The 17,380-nt window shown below is 60.1% G+C and carries 17 protein-coding genes and 1 tRNA gene; 15 read left to right on the top strand and 3 right to left on the bottom strand.

Annotation, left to right across the window (positions count from 1 at the left end; translation table 11 throughout):
- Window positions 1-20 precede the first annotated feature (20 nt).
- From soxB to EOL43_RS11380, 15 genes are all read left to right on the top strand, one after another.
- Window positions 21-1,718, top strand: a complete 1,698-nt coding sequence (gene soxB / locus EOL43_RS11450) for a thiosulfohydrolase SoxB (protein WP_133488649.1) — start codon at window positions 21-23, stop codon at window positions 1,716-1,718.
- Window positions 1,719-1,800: 82 nt separating this feature from the next.
- Window positions 1,801-3,081, top strand: a complete 1,281-nt coding sequence (gene soxC / locus EOL43_RS11445; protein WP_133488647.1) for a sulfite dehydrogenase — start codon at window positions 1,801-1,803, stop codon at window positions 3,079-3,081.
- On the top strand, window positions 3,065-4,150 hold the full coding sequence (locus EOL43_RS11440) for a c-type cytochrome (protein WP_133488645.1): 1,086 nt from the start codon (window positions 3,065-3,067) through the stop codon (window positions 4,148-4,150). Before soxC ends, EOL43_RS11440 begins: the two co-directional genes overlap by 17 nt.
- Window positions 4,151-4,293: 143 nt before the next feature.
- Window positions 4,294-5,004 (top strand): c-type cytochrome, encoded by a 711-nt coding sequence (locus EOL43_RS11435; protein WP_133488643.1) that lies wholly within the window; start codon window positions 4,294-4,296, stop codon window positions 5,002-5,004.
- A gap of 76 nt (window positions 5,005-5,080) precedes the next feature.
- The gene (locus EOL43_RS11430; protein ID WP_133488641.1) at window positions 5,081-6,355 is read left to right on the top strand and encodes an NAD(P)/FAD-dependent oxidoreductase; all 1,275 of its coding nucleotides are present in this window, start codon (window positions 5,081-5,083) and stop codon (window positions 6,353-6,355) included.
- A 118-nt stretch (window positions 6,356-6,473) separates the two neighbouring features.
- Window positions 6,474-6,935 carry a DUF302 domain-containing protein gene (locus EOL43_RS11425; protein ID WP_133488639.1) on the top strand — a complete coding sequence of 154 codons (462 nt, stop codon included), beginning with the start codon at window positions 6,474-6,476 and terminating at the stop codon, window positions 6,933-6,935.
- Window positions 6,936-7,105: 170 nt separating this feature from the next.
- On the top strand, window positions 7,106-7,540 hold the full coding sequence (locus EOL43_RS11420; RefSeq protein WP_133488637.1) for a YeeE/YedE family protein: 435 nt from the start codon (window positions 7,106-7,108) through the stop codon (window positions 7,538-7,540).
- A gap of 12 nt (window positions 7,541-7,552) precedes the next feature.
- A complete protein-coding gene (locus EOL43_RS11415; protein ID WP_133488635.1) occupies window positions 7,553-7,996 on the top strand; it encodes a DUF6691 family protein in 444 nt (147 codons plus the stop codon).
- Window positions 7,997-8,035: 39 nt separating this feature from the next.
- Window positions 8,036-8,923 carry an MBL fold metallo-hydrolase gene (locus EOL43_RS11410; RefSeq protein WP_133488633.1) on the top strand — a complete coding sequence of 296 codons (888 nt, stop codon included), beginning with the start codon at window positions 8,036-8,038 and terminating at the stop codon, window positions 8,921-8,923.
- Window positions 8,924-8,932: 9 nt separating this feature from the next.
- Window positions 8,933-9,262, top strand: coding sequence for a protein tyrosine phosphatase family protein (locus EOL43_RS11405; protein ID WP_133488631.1), 330 nt, complete (start codon window positions 8,933-8,935; stop codon window positions 9,260-9,262).
- A 47-nt stretch (window positions 9,263-9,309) separates the two neighbouring features.
- Window positions 9,310-11,052: a SulP family inorganic anion transporter gene (locus EOL43_RS11400; protein WP_240686536.1), complete on the top strand. Its 1,743-nt coding sequence runs from the start codon at window positions 9,310-9,312 to the stop codon at window positions 11,050-11,052.
- A 108-nt stretch (window positions 11,053-11,160) separates the two neighbouring features.
- Window positions 11,161-11,928, top strand: coding sequence for an SDR family NAD(P)-dependent oxidoreductase (locus tag EOL43_RS11395; RefSeq protein ID WP_133488629.1), 768 nt, complete (start codon window positions 11,161-11,163; stop codon window positions 11,926-11,928).
- Window positions 11,929-11,996: 68 nt separating this feature from the next.
- Window positions 11,997-13,004 carry a tRNA dihydrouridine(20/20a) synthase DusA gene (gene dusA / locus EOL43_RS11390; protein WP_133488627.1) on the top strand — a complete coding sequence of 336 codons (1,008 nt, stop codon included), beginning with the start codon at window positions 11,997-11,999 and terminating at the stop codon, window positions 13,002-13,004.
- A gap of 9 nt (window positions 13,005-13,013) precedes the next feature.
- Complete coding sequence (locus tag EOL43_RS11385) at window positions 13,014-13,838, top strand: sulfite exporter TauE/SafE family protein (RefSeq protein WP_133488625.1); 825 nt, start codon at window positions 13,014-13,016, stop codon at window positions 13,836-13,838.
- Window positions 13,832-14,632, top strand: a complete 801-nt coding sequence (locus tag EOL43_RS11380) for a hypothetical protein (protein ID WP_133488623.1) — start codon at window positions 13,832-13,834, stop codon at window positions 14,630-14,632. Before EOL43_RS11385 ends, EOL43_RS11380 begins: the two co-directional genes overlap by 7 nt.
- Here EOL43_RS11380 and EOL43_RS11375 read toward each other — a convergent pair.
- The 3 genes from EOL43_RS11375 to EOL43_RS11365 form a co-directional block, all read right to left on the bottom strand.
- Entirely contained in the window at window positions 14,619-15,107 is a 489-nt protein-coding gene (locus tag EOL43_RS11375) for an acyl-CoA thioesterase (RefSeq protein ID WP_133488621.1), read from the bottom strand. The genes EOL43_RS11380 and EOL43_RS11375 overlap by 14 nt on opposite strands.
- Before the next feature lie 34 nt (window positions 15,108-15,141).
- Window positions 15,142-15,215: transfer RNA gene (locus tag EOL43_RS11370), tRNA-Gly, on the bottom strand.
- Between the two features lie 52 nt (window positions 15,216-15,267).
- The gene (locus tag EOL43_RS11365; RefSeq protein WP_133488619.1) at window positions 15,268-17,310 is read right to left on the bottom strand and encodes an ASKHA domain-containing protein; all 2,043 of its coding nucleotides are present in this window, start codon (window positions 17,308-17,310) and stop codon (window positions 15,268-15,270) included.
- Window positions 17,311-17,380 lie beyond the last annotated feature (70 nt).

The raw sequence follows: 17,380 nt of genomic DNA, 5'->3' as shown, positions 1-17,380 counted from the left end.
AAAATCAAGGATAACCGCTCATGATTTCTCGCCGCGACTTTCTTCAGGTCTCGATGGCTGCGTCTGCGCTCTATGGCGCGTCGGGCTTTGGCAACTGGGCCAAGCTGGCTGCTCAGCAGGCTCTGACACAGGACGACCTTCTGAAGTTTGATACGTTTGGCAATGTCAGCCTGATCCACATCACTGATATTCACGCCCAGCTGAAACCGATCTATTTCCGCGAGCCCGAGATCAATCTGGGTGTCGGCGCGGCCAACGGCCAGATGCCGCACGTGACCGGCGCGGATTTCCGTAAGGCTTACGGGATCGAGGACGGCTCGCCCAATGCGTATGCCCTGACCTATAACGACTTTACCTCGCTGGCGCAGGCCTACGGCAAGGTGGGCGGCATGGACCGCGTCGCGACTGTTGTGAACGCCATTCGCGCCGAGCGCCCCGACGCGCTGCTGCTGGACGGTGGAGACACCTGGCACGGTTCGTACACCTGCTATCAGACCGAAGGGCAGGACGTGGTCAACGTGATGAACGCGCTGAAGCCTGATGCGATGACCTTCCACTGGGAATTCACGCTGGGCACGGAGCGCGTTGAAGGGATCGTTGGCAATTTGCCCTTCGCCGCTCTCGGCCAGAACATTTTTGACGCCGAGTGGGACGAACCCGCCGAGCTGTTCAAGCCCTACAAATTCTTCGAGCGCGGTGGCGTGAAGGTGGCCGTGATCGGTCAGGCTTTCCCCTATATGCCCATCGCGAACCCGCGCTGGATGTTCCCGGAATACTCCTTCGGCATCCGTGACGAAAACATGCAGGCTATGGTCGACGAAGTCCGCGCTGCTGGCGCTGAACTGGTCGTCGTCCTGTCGCATAACGGGTTCGACGTGGACAAGAAAATGGCCGGTCGCGTCAAAGGCATCGACGTGATCCTGTCGGGCCACACCCACGACGCGCTGCCCGAACCGGTACAGGTCGAGCAGACCTTCATCATTGCGTCGGGATCGAATTCGAAATTTGTCAGCCGCGTCGATCTGGACGTGCGCGACGGCAAGATGATGGGCATTCGCCACAAGCTGATCCCGATCTTTGCTGACGTCATCACGCCGGACGCCACCGTGACCAAGCTGATCGACGAGCAGCGCGCGCCCTATAAGGCCGAGCTGGAAGAGGTGATCGGCCACACCGACACGCTTCTGTATCGTCGCGGCAACTTCAACGGATCGTGGGATGACCTGATCTGCGACGCGCTGATTAACGAGCGTGAAGCCGATATCGCCATGTCGCCCGGCGTCCGCTGGGGCCCGTCGATCCTGCCCGGTCAGGCGATCACCCGCGAAGACATCTGGAATGTGACCTCGATGTCGTATGGCGAGGCGTATCGCACTGAAATGACAGGTGAATTCATCCACACGATCCTTGAGGATGTAGGCGACAACCTGTTCAACCCGGATCCCTATTATCAGCAGGGCGGTGACATGGTGCGCATCGGTGGCATGGGCTATCGCATCGACGTGTCGAAGCCGCAGGGCGAACGCATCACCGACATGACCCTTCTGAAAACCGGCGAGAAGATCGATCCGTCTAAGACCTATGTGGTCGCGGGCTGGGCCTCGGTCAACGAAGGGACGGAAGGTCCGCAGATCTGGGATGTGGTCGAAAACCACATCAAGAAACAAGGCACCATCAAACTGGACCCGAACAACTCGGTCCAGGTGGTGGGTGCATAAGTCATTGAACACCCGCCGTCAGGCCAAAAGAGCAGGGCGGCGGGACACTTTTAGCCAAACAGCCAAATAGGAGGTTTGACATATGTCGACTGAAACCAAAGGCACCGGGACCTCGCGTCGCGGTTTCCTGAAAGGGGCCGCCGCTACGGGCGCCGCCCTGGGCGCTGCCGGTGCTGCCCGCGCCGAAGGCGATCCGCTGATCACCGAAGTACAGGAATGGGCATCCGGTCTGGGCGAAGGCGTCGACGCCACGCCTTACGGTATGCCGATCGAATTCGAGGGCGACGTGATCCGTCGCAATGTGGAATGGCTGACCGCCGACACGATTTCCTCAATCAACTTCACACCGATCCACGCGCTGGACGGCACGATTACCCCACAGGGCTGTGCGTTTGAACGCCACCACTCGGGCGCGATCACGCTGAAGAAAGAAGACTACCGTCTGATGATCAACGGTCTGGTCGATACGCCGCTGGTGTTCACCTATGAAGACCTCGAGCGGTTCCCGCGTGCGCAACAGACCTTCTTCTTGGAATGTGCGGCCAACACCGGCATGGAATGGGCGGGCTCGCAGCTGAACGGCGCGCAGTACACCCATGGCATGATCCACAACATGGAATACACCGGCGTTTCGCTGCGAACTCTTCTGGAAGAGGCTGGTCTGGACGCCGCTGGCGACCTGAAGGACAAATGGGTTTACGTCGAAGGTGCGGATGCGTCGTCGAACGGTCGCTCGATCCCGATGGAGAAGGCTCTGGATGACTGCATGGTCGCCTTCAAAGCCAACGGCGAAGCCCTGCGGATGGAGCATGGCTATCCGGTCCGTCTGGTTGTGCCCGGTTGGGAAGGCAACATGTGGGTTAAATGGTTGCGTCGCATCGAAGTGATGGACAAGCCAGTTGAAAGCCGCGAAGAGACCTCGAAATACACGGACACGCTTGAAGACGGCACAAGCCGCAAGTGGACCTGGGCGATGGACGCGAAATCCGTTGTCACCAGCCCCAGCCCGCAGATGCCGATCAAACACGGCAAAGGCCCGCTGGTCATCACGGGTCTGGCCTGGTCGGGCCGCGGTGCAATCACTGCCGTCGACGTGTCGCTGGATGGCGGCGTGACCTGGCAAGAGGCGCGTCTGGCCGAGCCGGGCAAACCGATGGCGCTGACCCGCTTCTATCTGGACATCAACTGGGATGGATCCGAGATGTTCGTTCAGTCGCGTGCGATGGACGACACTGGCTATGTTCAGCCCACCAAGGCGCAGCTGCGCGAGGTACGCGGCTTGAACTCGATCTATCACAACAACTGCATCCAGACGTGGCACGTCAACGCAAACGGGGAGGCAAACAATGTCGAAGTTTCCTAAATTCCTGATGGCAGCGTCTGTTGCCGCTTTGACCGCCGCCCCCGCGATGGCTGAAAAGCTGGGCCTTGGCCGCGCTGCGACCGAGGCAGAAATCGCCGCGTGGAACTTGGACGTATTCCCCGACGGATCGAACCTGCCTGCGGGTAAGGGCGATGTCTGGACCGGTGAAGAAGTCTTCGCGGAAGCGTGCGCCGTCTGTCACGGTGAATTCGCCGAGGGCGCGGGCAACTGGCCGAAACTGGCCGGTGGCGCGGACACGCTGGACCATGAAGATCCGCTGAAGACGGTTGGTTCCTACTGGCCCTACCTGTCGACCACGTTCGACTATGTGCGCCGCTCAATGCCGTTTGGCGCTGCGGGCACGCTGTCGGATGACGATGTCTATGCGATCGTGGCTTATATCCTCTACTCGAACGACTTGGTCGACGACGATTTCGTCCTGTCGAAAGAGACCTTCCTGGATGTGGAACTGCCGAACGCTGAGGGCTTTATTGTCGATGATCGTGCGGACACCGAATACGGCACATTCACCAACCGCTGCATGAGCGATTGTAAACCGGGCGCGGTCGAGATTACCACCACCGTGGTCTTCCCGGGCGATCCGAACTCGGGCACGGATGCGACGCCGATCAGTCAGGCTGTGATGGGGACGGCTGCTGCCGCTGCCGCGCCAGCCGAAGCTGAAGTCACCGAGGCCGCAGCTGAAGCGCCTGCCGCCGAAGAAGCCGCGCCTGCGATGGCGCTGGATGCCGAACTGGTCGCCAAAGGCGAGAAGGTCTTCAAGAAATGTAAGGCCTGCCACAAGGTTGGCGACAAAGCCAAGAACGGTACCGGACCGATCCTGAATGGTGTCTATGGTCGCGCCGCGGGTACGGTTGACGGGTTCAAGTACTCGAAACCGATGCTGGCCGCTGCTGAAGGTGGTCTGGTTTGGGACGAGGCTGAACTGTCCGGCTATCTGGCTAACCCGCGCAAATACATGAAGGGCACCAAAATGTCCTTTGCGGGTCTGAAGAAGGACAAGGACATCGCTGCGATCCTGGAATTCCTGAAGTCGCACAGCCAGTAAGCTTACCACTCACGTAGCTAAAAAGCGGGCGCTGCAGATAATGCGGCGCCCGTTTTGTTATTGCGCAACATAATTTCCGCTTATGCATGCATTTGTATATGATTATTATTGAGTGGATGAGGCTTGCCGTTTAAAGTGTCCGCATGAACTGGATTAGAAACGCTGCGACTGGGCTTGCGGTTGCGATATGCGCCGCAACGCCTTCTTTTTCCAATGAAATCGGCAATGCCGAAGAAGGTGAAAAACTCTGGAAAGAATGCAAGTCTTGCCATGCGGTTGGCGAAGGCGCCAAGAACCGTGTAGGGCCCCATCTGAATGGAATTTTCGGTCGTCGGGCAGGATCGGAAGAGGGGTTCAAATACTCCAACGGTCTGGCACGCATGGGTAAAGACGGCCTGATTTGGGAATTTGATCTTCTTGATCGTTATATCGAGAACCCCAAGGCATTCGCGTCCGATACACGGATGTCCTATCGTGGCTTGAAAGACGAACAAAAGCGGGCGGACCTGCTGGCATTCCTGCGTCGCTATTCGGATAATCCAGGCGATATCCCGGAAGCTGCCCCCACCGTAGCGGGCACCGACCACGAAGTTGATCCGGCCATTTTGGCCATTCAGGGCGACCCGGAATATGGCGAATACCTGTCGTCGGAATGCACATCCTGTCACCAGTTGACCGGCGACAATGACGGCATTCCCGGCATCATCGGTTGGCCTGCCGAGGATTTCGTGATCGCCATGCATGCTTACAAGGACAAGTTCCGCCCGCATCCAGTCATGCAGATGATGGCCGGGCGCTTGTCCAATGACGAGATTGCGGCTTTGGCAGCTTACTTTGAAGTTGTAGAGCCGTAATATACTATACATAGATTGCACTCAATCTATGGCACGCGAAGGTTGTGCGCTCACACAGCCAATCAGGGAGGAAAATATGAAGATTAACAGACGTTTGTTCATGGGTGGTGCGGCCGCCGGTGCTGCAGCGACAACACTGACTGCGCCGATGGTGCATGCGGCTGGCCACGGCAAGCCGAAGGTTGTTGTCGTTGGTGGCGGCGCAGGTGGTGCGACCGCAGCGCGTTACATCGCAAAGGACTCGAAAGGCGAAATCGAGGTCACTTTGGTAGAACCCAGCCGCAGCTATTACACCTGCTTCTTCTCGAACCTGTATATGGCGGGCTTCCGCGAGCTGGGCTCGATTGCGCATAGCTATGGCAAACTGGCATCGGAATACGGCATCAACGTCGTGCATGACTGGGCCGTTGGCATCGACCGCGAGGCACGCACTGTGTCGCTGGCTGGTGGCGCCACGCTGAACTATGACCGTTTGATCCTGTCGCCGGGTATCGACTTTGTTGATGGTGCGGTTGAGGGCTGGGATGTCACCCATCAGAACGCCATGCCGCACGCCTATAAGGCAGGTTCGCAGTCCGAGCTGCTGAAAGCGCAGGTTGAAGCCATGCCGGAAGGCGGTACTTTCGCCATGGTCGCGCCGCCCAACCCGTTCCGCTGCCCTCCTGGGCCGTATGAACGGATCTCGATGATCGCGAACATCCTGTCGAAGAAGAACCCGACCGCAAAGATCATCATCGCGGACCCGAAAGAGAAGTTCTCGAAGATGGCGCTGTTCCAGGATGGTTGGTCGCGTCACTATGATGGCATGATTGATTGGATCGGCGGCGATTTTGGTGGCGGCAATGTCTCGGTCAATCCGCATGACATGACGGTGACCATCGACGGCGAAGAGACCAAGGTTGACGTCTGTAACGTCATCCCGGCGATGAAAGCGGGCAAGATCTGTGACATGGCAGGCATCACCGAGGGGAACTGGGCCCCGGTCAACCCGCACACGATGCAAAGCCGCGTGGACGAAAACATCCACGTGCTGGGCGATGCCTCGTCGCAGGGTGACATGCCGAAGTCGGGCTTTGCGGCCAACAGTCAGGCAAAAGTGGCCGCGATGGCCGTACGCTCGGCGCTGACCGGGTCGAAACTGTTCCCAGCCAAGTTCACCAACACATGCTGGTCGCTGATCAGTGATGAGGACGGCGTGAAAGTGGGCGCGAGCTATGAGGCTACGGACGAGAAGATCGCCAAGGTCGACGGCTTCATCAGCGCTGTGGGCGAAGACGCGGAATTGCGTCAGGCCACGTACGAGGAAAGCGTCGGCTGGTATGCCGGGATTACCTCGGACATGTTTGGCTGATGTTCTTGCCAATATTCGCATGAGCGAATATGTTGTGATCAACGCGGGGTCCGGTTGTCCGGGCCCCGTTTTTGTAAGGGGCTTCGCGCGAACGGCCCTCAATTTAGGAGGAATACACATGCGCAAGATTCTTGGAAAACTTCTGGTCGCCACTGCGGCCATTTCCGCCCCGGCTTTTGCGGACGGTCACGGTAAGCAGATGAGCGATCACGCCGTCACCTATGCGTTTAATGGCGACTTCGGCGATGCGACCTTCGCGGTTGAAACGGCCATCGTGGGGCAGGGGCTGGTGATCGACTATGTCAGCCACACCGGCGACATGCTGGAACGCACCAAGGGCGATGTGGGCTCGGACGTAACGATCTTTGAGGCCGCGGACATCTTCCTGTTCTGCTCGGCCAAAATCAGCCGCGAAGTGATGGAGGCAGACGCCGCCAACATCTCGTTCTGCCCCTACAGCATTTTCGTGACCGACACGAATGGCGAGGTGCGCATCGGGTATCGCACCTATCCAGAAGGCGAAATGCAGAAAGTCCAAGCGCTTCTGGATGGAATCGTACAGGAAGCAATCGCCGAATAACGTCGATTTGGCTTGAAAACCAAGGCCCCGCGTGTCGCAATGACGCGCGGGGCTTTTGCTTGACGCAAGGTTGAGAGAAAAAACATTCAAAAAAGTGAATGTAACTCTTGTCCTGCCCGAATGAGCGCCCTAAGTTTAACACGCGAACAGAAATCCTGGTGAGGCATGACATGATCGAAACTGAATTCACACCGCTGGCTGCATCGCTCGGAGGCGCCTTGATCGGCTTGGCCTCGGTGCTTCTGATGTGGGTGCGCGGCAACATCCTGGGGGCGACCGGCATTCTGACCGGTTTCATGCAACCCAGCAGCTCGGCCGACTGGGCGTGGCGTGCGGCCATCCTGGCGGGCATGGTCACCGGCCCGCTTGTCTACCTGTTCATCGCTGGCGAGTTTCCCGCGATCCAAGTGCCCGTCAGCACGCTGTCCATGATCATCGGCGGCGTCATTGTCGGGATCGGCGTGACTTACGGGTCGGGCTGTACCTCGGGTCACGGTGTCTGCGGCATGTCGCGCCTGTCTCCGCGTAGCTTCGTCGCCACGCTTAGCTTTATGGCCGGGATCACCGTCATGGTGTTCGTCACCCGCCACATCTTTGGTCTGTAAGGAGGGACCGATATGCACTTGGTAGTCATCTATGCGATCGGCCTGATCTTTGGCCTTGGTATTTCGATCTCGGGCATGGCCAATCCGGCCAAAGTCCTGAACTTCTTTGACTTCGCAGGCATATGGGACCCAAGCCTGATCTTCGTGATGGGCGCGGCCATTCTGGTCACGGCGCCGGGCTATTTTCTGGTTCTGAAGCGCCCGAAGCCGGTTTTCGGCAATGGGTTCACCCTGCCGGGCACCAAGCTGATTGATCGCCGTCTGATCGGTGGATCTTTCACCTTCGGTCTGGGCTGGGGGCTGGCTGGCTTCTGCCCCGGTGCCTCGCTTCCCGTGATCTCGACCGGCAACCCGGACGTGTTGATTTTCACGGCCTCATTCATCGTGGGCATCTTTATCGCCCGCCTCATGATCCAGCGCAGCGCGCAACAGCGTGATGCCGCAACAGCAAGCTAACTCCGGATCCCAATCCGGGCCCCAAGGAAAGGACATGTCATGACTGACTATCCCGTAAACACTGACCTGATCCCTGAAGTGAAAGCCTTCTTCGAGCCGGATTCGAACACGATTTCCTATGTGGTCAAAGATCCGACCTCGGACGCCTGTGCGGTGATCGACAGCGTCATGGACATCGACTACGCCGCTGGCCGGATTTCCTATGAGCATGCGGATGAGATCATCGACTATATCCAGTCCGAAGGGCTGAAGCTGGAATGGCTGATCGAAACCCATGTCCACGCTGACCACCTGTCGGCTGCGCCCTATATCCAGCAAAAGCTGGGTGGCAAGATCGGTATTGGCAGCCAGATCACTGTTGTGCAGGACGTGTTCGGTAAGGTCTTCAATGAAGGCACCGAATTCCAGCGGGACGGCAGCCAGTTCGACGCGTTGTTCGAGGATGGCGACACCTACAAGATCGGCAATATGGACGTGTTTGCCATGCATACGCCGGGCCACACGCCCGCCTGTATGGTGCATGTGGTCGGCAATGCCGGGTTTGTGGGCGACACGCTGTTCATGCCCGACGGCGGCTCGGCTCGTGCTGATTTCCCGGGTGGGGATGCGGGTGTTCTTTATGACTCGATCCAGAAGGTTCTGGCGCTGCCCGACGAAACCCGTCTATTCATGTGCCACGACTACGGCCCCAATGGCCGTGACATTCAGTGGGAGACCACCGTGGCAGACGAAAAAGAGCACAACATTCACGTTGGTGCCGGGAAGACTCGCGAAGAATTCGTGAAGTTCCGCACCGAGCGGGATGCGCAACTGGATATGCCGCGCCTGATCATTCCTTCGCTTCAGGTCAACATGCGTGCGGGCGAAATGCCCCCCGCAGATGAGGACGGAAAAACCTTCCTGAAGGTTCCCGTAAACGCGCTTTAAGAGGTTCAAATGCAAACCAAGAAACTGGATGACGCCATCACGGTGGCCTATCAGATTGCGGTCGAGGATGTGCAAGCCATCCGCGATCAGGGGTTCACCGTCCTGATGTGCAACCGCCCGGATGGCGAGGATCCGGGGCAGCCGCTTTGGGAAGACGTGAAGTCTGCCGCCGAGGCAGTGGGCCTGAAGACTGCGTTCTTGCCGGTCAGTTCGCGTGAGGACGCGATTGCCATGAAAGAGCCGTTCCAAGCTGCGATGGAGGCTGCGGACGGGCCGGTCTTTGCATATTGCCGCACTGGCACACGGTGCGAGATTTTGTGGACACTCGCAAACAGCTGATCCGGGGTGGCGCAAGCCAACCCCTCTGAAATAAACGGAAATTTGCCATGAATGCGATCAAGGCTATGGCAGCGCGCGGCGCTGCCCTGGGACAATTCGTGCCTGTGTTAGACTGGGGGCGCCGCTATGATCAGGGGGCGTTCTCGGCCGATTTGCTGGCGGCGGTGATCGTCACGATCATGCTGATCCCGCAGTCCTTGGCCTATGCGCTTCTGGCCGGTCTTCCCGCCGAGATGGGGCTTTACGCGTCGATCCTTCCCTTGGTCGCCTATGCAATTTTCGGGACGTCGCGCGCCTTGGCCGTCGGGCCGGTCGCGGTGGTCAGCTTGATGACGGCGGCCGCCGTTGGCAATCTCGATCTGCCCAGCCAAGCCGACTATATCGCTGCGGCCATCACCTTGGCCTTCCTGTCGGGCCTGATCCTGCTGGTGATGGGTGTGTTCCGCTTGGGTTTTCTGGCGAACTTCCTCAGCCACCCGGTGATCGCTGGCTTCATCACGGCCTCGGGCCTGCTGATCGCCACCAGCCAGCTGAAGCACATTCTGGGGATCGAAGCGCATGGCCATTCCCTGATCGACTTGTTCGGTTCGCTCATCGCACATATCGGCCAGACCAATCTGATCACGCTGGTGATCGGCGCAGCCTCGGTCGCGTTCCTGTTCTGGGTCCGCAAAGGGTTGAAACCGTTTCTGATGTCCTTGGGGCTTGGAAACCAGCTGGCAGACAGTCTAGCCAAAGCGGGGCCGGTGGCTGCTGTCGTCGCGACCACGCTGGTCAGCTGGGGATTTGATCTACAGTCCAAGGGGGTCGCCATCGTGGGCGACGTGCCGCAAGGCCTGCCGCCCCTGACCATGCCCAGCTTTGATGCGGATCTTTGGACCAGCCTGCTTGGCTCGGCGCTGCTGATCTCGATCATCGGGTTCGTTGAATCGATCTCGGTCGCGCAGACACTGGCCGCGAAAAAACGCCAGCGCATCGTGCCGGATCAAGAGCTTGTGGGCCTTGGCGCGTCGAACATTGCGGCAGCCATGTCGGGCGGTTATCCGGTGACCGGGGGCTTTGCGCGTTCGGTGGTGAATTTCGATGCCGGGGCTGAAACCCCTGCCGCCGGAGCGTTCACCGCCATCGGCATCCTGCTGGCCGCCATGTTCTTGACCCCGCTTCTGTATTTCCTGCCCAAAGCCACGCTGGCCGCGACCATCATCGTGGCTGTGCTGGGGCTGGTTGATTTCCACATCCTGAAAGCGACGTGGCGCTATCACCGCGCGGACTTCACCGCGGTTCTGGCGACGATCCTGCTGACCTTGGGTTTCGGTGTCGAGATCGGAGTGTCTGCCGGTGTGGTTCTGTCGATCGTGCTCTATCTTTACAAGACTTCACGCCCGCATATTGCCGAGGTCGGTCTGGTCCCGGGCACCCAGCACTTTCGCAACATCGACCGGCACAACGTGATGACACACCCGGAACTGGTGACCCTGCGGCTGGACGAAAACCTCTATTTCGCCAATGCACGTTATATCGAGGATTACCTTCTGGCGCGCACCGGTCGAGGAGGTCTGAAACACGTGGTTCTGATGTGCTCGGCTGTGAACGAGATCGACCTGTCCGCCCTTGAAACGCTCGAGGAACTGGACCGGCAGCTCTCTGACAGCGGCATCACGCTCAGCCTGTCCGAAGTCAAAGGCCCCGTCATGGATCGCCTGCAGCGCACCGATTTCTTGGATCACCTGTCCGGTGATGTCTATCTGACGCAATACGCGGCGATGCGCGCGTTGGGGCCAGTGAACTAGACGGTGAACTAGGGGCGACGCTGCGTCATCTGGGGCAGGGTGACCGGATTTATTGAACGCTTGTGCAATTCTTGCTAGGGCCGACCCAACAGTTACGGAGGGTTCCCCATGCAGATTACTGAGAACACCGTTGTCACCGTCTCGGGCGGGGCATCTGGTCTGGGCGGCGCAGTCGCCGAAGCGTTCGCCGCCGCAGGTGCCAAAGTTGGCATTTTCGACCTGAATGAAGAGGCCGGACAGGCCATGGCTGAAAAGCTGGGCGGTGCGTTCGCCAAGGTGGACGTGTCGGATGCCGCATCGGTTGCCGAGGGCTTCAAGACGCTGCGTGCGGCGTTGGGTCAAGAGCGTGTGATGGTGAACTGCGCGGGCATCGCACCCGCCGCCAAGACCCAATCGAAGGGCGAACCGCATGACGCAGGCCTCTATGCCAAGGTCATCGGTGTGAACATGATCGGCACCTTCAACTGTGCCAGCCAAGCCGCAGCGGGCATGGCGATGGCCGACCCGGTGACCGATGATGGCGAGCGTGGCGTAATCGTCAACACCGCCTCGATCGCAGCCATGGACGGCCAGATCGGCCAGCTGGCCTATGCGTCCTCGAAGGGCGGCGTAGTGGGCATGACCCTGCCTATGGCGCGCGACCTGATGCGCGACGGCATCCGCGTGATGGCCATCGCACCGGGCATCTTCAAAACCCCGATGGTCGCTGGCCTGCCGCAAGAGGTTCAGGATAGCCTTGGCGCTCAGGTGCCGTTCCCGTCGCGCCTTGGCGACCCGGCCGAGTTCGCTGGCATGGTACGCCACATCGTCGAGAACTCGTTCCTGAACGGCGAAGTGATCCGTCTGGACGGCGCCGTGCGCATGGCACCGCGCTAAACCCAATTGGCCGGGGGCGGGCGACCGCCCTCTGGCATCCCGCGCGCGGATCGCCTATGTAGCGCGCGATGACTACGCAATCGACCATACGCCACGCTGCCCGCCTGTCCGTCGCCCCGATGATGGACTGGTCCGACCGCCATTGCCGGTATTTCCACCGGCTGATGAGCCGCCATGCGCTGCTATACACCGAAATGGTTACCGCGCCTGCTTTGGTGCGTGGCGGGGCGCTGCATCTTCTCGACTACAATGCCGAAGAACACCCTGTGGCTGTGCAGCTTGGCGGGTCGGACCCGAAAGAGCTTGCGGCGGCTACGAAGCTGTGTGTTGAACGTGGCTATGACGAGGTGAACCTGAACGTGGGCTGTCCCTCGGACCGGGTGCAGTCGGGCACGTTTGGCGCTGTTCTGATGCGCGATCCGGGATTGGTGGCGGACTGTATGGCCGCGATGAAGGATGCGGCGCAAGGTATTGAAGTTACGGTGAAATGCCGTATCGGTGTGGATGATCAAGAGCCGGAAGAGGTGCTGCCGGACTTCCTTGAAAAGGTTGCTGCCGCGGGTGTGAACCGCTTCACCATCCATGCGCGCAAGGCGTGGCTGCAGGGGCTCAGCCCGAAGGAGAACCGGGACATTCCCCCATTGGACTATCCACTGGTCCACCGCATGAAAGAGGCCTTCCCGCATCTGCACCTGTCGATCAACGGGGGCATCACAACGCTGGATGAAACCCGCGCGCATCTGGAGGTCATGGACGGCGTGATGATCGGACGCGCGGCGTATCACGACCCGGCGACCGTGCTGCTGGACGCTGATCAACAGATCTTTGGCGACACCACACCCGGACGTTCGGCGCATGAGGTGGTCGAGGCGATGTATCCCTATATAGAAGCGCGCTTGGCCGAAGGTCTCCGCCTGCATTCGATCACCCGCCACATGCTGGGCATCTTCACGGGCCGTCCGGGCGCGCGGAAATGGCGGCGTATCCTGTCAGAAGGCGCGCCGAAACCGGGGGCAGGGGTTGCGTTGGTCGCCGAAGCGCTGTCATCTGTGCCTGAACACGTCCCCGCTGATTAGGGCCACCCGATGCCAGAACTGTCCATCCTTCTACCCATGACCGCGCTTTTGGCCGCGATCGGGGCCTTCGCGGGCGTCTTGGCTGGGCTTTTGGGAGTTGGCGGTGGGATCGTGCTGGTGCCAGCGTTTTTCTATGCGTTCTCAGCACTTGGATACGGCTCGGACCAGTTGATGCAAATCTGTCTGGCGACCTCTTTGGCGACGATCATCGTGACGTCGATCCGCTCGGTCCTGTCGCACAACAAAAAGGGTGCGGTGGATTGGGAGATCCTGAAAGGCTGGGCGCCGGGGATTGCCGCAGGCGCGCTGATCGGCGTGATCATTGCCTCGGGCCTGAAATCCATTGTTTTGCAGGCGATTTTTGGCATTCTCGGCCTGTGTATCGGTGCGTATCTGGGGCTTGGCAAAGCCCATTGGCGGCTGGCCGAGGATATGCCTAAAGGCCCAAAAGTGGCCATGCTCGCGCCCGTTCTGGGTTTCCTGTCGGTCCTGATGGGGATCGGAGGCGGCAGCTTCGGTGTCCCCCTGATGACCTTGCATGGACGGCCCATTCACCGGGCTGTGGCAACTGCCGCGGGATTTGGCGTGCTGATCGCCGTGCCCTCGGTTCTCGGGTTCCTGTTTGTCCAGATCGACCCAGCGGGACGGCCCCCTTGGACCATCGGCGCCGTGAACATGCCGGCCTTCGTCTTGATCGTGTCGATGACCCTGTTCACCGCACCCTTGGGCGTAAAGCTGGCTCATGCAATGGATCCGAAGCCACTTAAGCGCGTTTTTGCCGTGTTCCTGACACTCGTTGCGTTGAACATGCTGCGGAAGGCTTTGGGATGGTAGATGCCCTGCGCTCGGCGTTTGACCAGAACGGCTGGGTCAAGTTTGACTACGACGACGCCGTCGCCGCGTGGGTGGATCACGTCACACCGCTGGCGCGTGAAACGCGCAATGATCCCGACCAGATCGCAAAATGGCTGCGCGCCAATGGCACATGGTTTGTCGGTGTAAACGCCATCGATAATGATGGGCAGGGACGTGTCGGGGATGGGCCTGCGCTGACCGGCCAACTGCGTGATTTTATCGAGGCCCGCTTTGGCTGGCACGAACTGGACCGGGCGCAGGTGTCGATCACCTATCCCGGCTACCCTCAGAAAGACCCGCACGAGACCGATGCCGGGTTTCGCTATCGCCGCGACCGCGATGCTGCGCACTTGGACGGGTTAAAGCCCGAGCTGCCGGGCGGCGGGCGCTGTGTGGACGAGGCGCATGCCTATGTCGTCGGCATCCCCCTAAACCACACGGATGACCGCGCCAGCCTGTTGGTTTTGTGGGAGGGCAGCCATCTGATCATGCGGAAAGCGATGCAAGAGGTGTTTGCGGACGTGCCCGCCGAGAAAATGCGCCGGCATGACGTCACCCAAGCCTATCAGACGGCGCGGCGCGAGGTGTTCGAGACCTGTCCGCGCATCACGGTTCATGCCCTACCGGGCGAGGCCTATCTGTTGGATCGTTTCACGCTGCATGGGGTCGCCCCGTGGCAGGATGGGGCAGAGGCCCCAGCCGAGGGCCGAATGATCGCCTATTTCCGTCCGGATCTGCCCGGCGGCGTGTCCGACTGGCTTACCCGGCCTTAGTGGCGCCATCTGCCGTCAATGCGGCAATCACCGCGGGGCTGAGCGGGCGTTTGGTCTTGCCGTCTTGTTCCAGCGTAACAATCACGGTTTCGCCCGAGCAGCGCAATTCGCCCTCGACCCAGACTCCATACTCCAGCACGAACGAGCTGTTGCGGAAACTGGTACAGCGCGCCGTGACGACGAAGGTTTCGCCCAGAAACATCGGCTTGAAATAGCGGGCCGCGTTGGTGGCCAGCACGACCTGCGGATCGTCTTTCGAGTTATAGCTGGTGATTGCGTGGGCGTGGAAATAGGGGATGCGCAGATCCTCGAACCAGCGCAGATAGACGATGTTGTTCACATGGTTCAATGCGTCCAGCTCGTGAAAACGCACGCGGTCCGCTTGTCCGAAATTCCAACCCGCAGGCACGCCCGCGCGTTGCAACTGCTGTGCTGTCAACGGAGTGACAAGCGGAAGGTCTGTGTGGACGAACATGGACACCTCGACGGGGAGCGCTGGGGGGAAGGCTTGGAGCGGGTGAAGGGAATCGAACCCTCGTCGTCAGCTTGGGAAGCTGCTGCTCTACCATTGAGCTACACCCGCCTTACCCCTTGAGCTAAGCCAAGGGGCAGGGAATTTCAAGCGCTTATCGGATTTAGCCCCGGCGACGACGGCGACGGCGGCCGCTGCCTTCTTCGTCTCCGCCACCCGTGTTGAAGCTGGGCTCGGGCAGGTCGACGACCGAGCGCAGGATCGGGAAGGGATCGGCCGAGTTCGGCATGGCCGAGGCGTTGACGAAATGCTCTTGAAACTTCTCTTCCACAGCGGTTTCGATCTTGGTGATCTTGCGCACCGTGTCCTCGATCTCGGCCCGCGCGGCGCGGTTCAGCAGCGCGATGCGCGCGCCAGTGCCTGCCGCGTTGCCCGCCGAGGTCACCTTGTCCAGCTCGCAATCCGGGATCATGCCCAGCACCATCGCGTGCTTGGCCGAGATATGCGCGCCAAACGCGCCCGCCAGCACCACGCGATCCACTTTGTCGACGCCACGTTTGTCCATCAACAAGCGCGCACCGGAATAAAGCGCGGCCTTGGCCATCTGGATGGCGCGGACGTCGCCATTGGTGACGGTGATCGGCTTCTGATCCTCGTCCCCGTCCCACAGGCGATAGGCATTGGTGCGGCCATCTGCAATGCAGCGCGCGGTGCCGGTTTGTTCGGCCGAACCGATCAGCCCGCCGGCATCCACAAGACCAGCCAGACGCATTTCGGCGATCACCTCGATAATGCCGGAACCGCAGATGCCGGTCACGCCGGTGACGGCAGTTGCGGCGGCAAACCCGTCTTCATCGGACCAGATGTCGGACCCGATGACACGGAAGCGGGGCTCTTTGGTGACAGGGTTGATTTCGACGCGTTCGATGGCACCAGGGGCCGCGCGTTGGCCCGCGCTGATCTGCGCGCCTTCGAAAGCGGGACCGGTGGGCGAGGAACAGGCCAGCACGCCGTCTTTGTCGCCTAGCAGGATTTCCGCGTTGGTGCCTACGTCGACGACCAGTACGAGGTCGTCGGACTTGTCAGGTGCTTCCGACAGCGCAACAGCAGCCGCATCTGCTCCCACATGGCCCGCGATGCAGGGCAGCATGTAGAGACGCGCAAGCGGGTGGATGGTCAGATCCACATCGGTGGCCCGCAGCCGCAGCGCATCCGAGGTCGCCAGCGCGAAGGGCGCTTGACCCAGCTCGAACGGGTCTATGCCAAGGAACAGGTGGTGCATGACTGGGTTACACACCACGACCACATCCATAATCAGGTGCTTGTCGATCTCGGCATCTGCGGCGATCTGGGTGAAAAGCGCATTCATCCCCTCGCGCACCGCATCGGTCATTTCCTGCGCGCCATTCGCGTTCATCATCGAATAGCTGACGCGGCTCATCAGATCTTCGCCAAAGCGGATTTGCGGGTTCATCAGGCCGGACGAGGCAACAACCTCGCCGGTTGACATGTCACAGAGATGCGCGGCGATGGTGGTCGATCCAAGGTCCACAGCCATGCCATAGACGCTGCCTTCGTGATAACCGGGCCAGACATGCATGACGCGGGGCGGGTTTTCTTCGTCGCCCAGATGGACAGCCACGGTGACCTTCCATTCCCCCTTACGCAGGCAAGGTTGCAGCGAAGACAGGATGTGAAGATCAGCGCGGACGCCCTTGATTTCCCACTGTTCCTCAAGAGCCGTGACGAGGCGTTCCAGATCGCCCGAAGGCTCGTGCATGTCGGGTTCCTCGACCTCGACATAGTAAAGCTTCACGACCGGATCGAGCGTGATGTCTCGCGCCTCGGCCCGTTTGCGGACCACCTGTTTGTGGACTTGGCTTTCTGGCGGCACGTCAACCACCACGTCGCCCTGCACCGTGGCCTGACAGCCCAAACGGCGACCCTTGGGCAGGCCGCGGATGTCGTCATAGCGCTGCTCGACCTTGTTCCATTCCGACAGGGCGTCGTCTTCGACGGTGACGCCGTGTTTGGGGAACTCGCCAAAGCTGGGGGTCACCTGACATTTCGAACAGATGCCACGTCCGCCACAGACCGAGTCCAGATCCACGCCCAATTGGCGGGCAGCGGTCAGAATAGGGGTGCCAACCGGGAATCTACCCCGTTTGCCGGAGGGGGTGAAGATGACCAAAGGATCCTGAGACATTGCGCGCGTCTTTCCTGTTGATTTTCCATCAATTTAAGGAACGTACGGGCACGCGCAATGCCTGCTTGCG

Origin of the sequence: Aliiroseovarius marinus, assembly GCF_004360145.1 — a bacterium.
Classification (GTDB): Bacteria; Pseudomonadota; Alphaproteobacteria; order Rhodobacterales; family Rhodobacteraceae; genus Aliiroseovarius; species Aliiroseovarius marinus.
The sequence above is the reverse complement of the archived record's forward strand: the minus strand, read 5'-3'. Positions and strand labels throughout refer to the sequence as shown.

Coding starts and splice junctions, on each gene's coding strand:
- soxB (WP_133488649.1), top strand. CDS start 21: ATGATTTCTCGCCGCGACTTTCTTCAGGTCTCGATGGCTGCGTCTGCG.
- soxC (WP_133488647.1), top strand. CDS start 1,801: ATGTCGACTGAAACCAAAGGCACCGGGACCTCGCGTCGCGGTTTCCTG.
- EOL43_RS11440 (WP_133488645.1), top strand. CDS start 3,065: ATGTCGAAGTTTCCTAAATTCCTGATGGCAGCGTCTGTTGCCGCTTTG.
- EOL43_RS11435 (WP_133488643.1), top strand. CDS start 4,294: ATGAACTGGATTAGAAACGCTGCGACTGGGCTTGCGGTTGCGATATGC.
- EOL43_RS11430 (WP_133488641.1), top strand. CDS start 5,081: ATGAAGATTAACAGACGTTTGTTCATGGGTGGTGCGGCCGCCGGTGCT.
- EOL43_RS11425 (WP_133488639.1), top strand. CDS start 6,474: ATGCGCAAGATTCTTGGAAAACTTCTGGTCGCCACTGCGGCCATTTCC.
- EOL43_RS11420 (WP_133488637.1), top strand. CDS start 7,106: ATGATCGAAACTGAATTCACACCGCTGGCTGCATCGCTCGGAGGCGCC.
- EOL43_RS11415 (WP_133488635.1), top strand. CDS start 7,553: ATGCACTTGGTAGTCATCTATGCGATCGGCCTGATCTTTGGCCTTGGT.
- EOL43_RS11410 (WP_133488633.1), top strand. CDS start 8,036: ATGACTGACTATCCCGTAAACACTGACCTGATCCCTGAAGTGAAAGCC.
- EOL43_RS11405 (WP_133488631.1), top strand. CDS start 8,933: ATGCAAACCAAGAAACTGGATGACGCCATCACGGTGGCCTATCAGATT.
- EOL43_RS11400 (WP_240686536.1), top strand. CDS start 9,310: ATGAATGCGATCAAGGCTATGGCAGCGCGCGGCGCTGCCCTGGGACAA.
- EOL43_RS11395 (WP_133488629.1), top strand. CDS start 11,161: ATGCAGATTACTGAGAACACCGTTGTCACCGTCTCGGGCGGGGCATCT.
- dusA (WP_133488627.1), top strand. CDS start 11,997: ATGACTACGCAATCGACCATACGCCACGCTGCCCGCCTGTCCGTCGCC.
- EOL43_RS11385 (WP_133488625.1), top strand. CDS start 13,014: ATGCCAGAACTGTCCATCCTTCTACCCATGACCGCGCTTTTGGCCGCG.
- EOL43_RS11380 (WP_133488623.1), top strand. CDS start 13,832: ATGGTAGATGCCCTGCGCTCGGCGTTTGACCAGAACGGCTGGGTCAAG.
- EOL43_RS11375 (WP_133488621.1), bottom strand. CDS start 15,107: ATGTTCGTCCACACAGACCTTCCGCTTGTCACTCCGTTGACAGCACAG.
- EOL43_RS11365 (WP_133488619.1), bottom strand. CDS start 17,310: ATGTCTCAGGATCCTTTGGTCATCTTCACCCCCTCCGGCAAACGGGGT.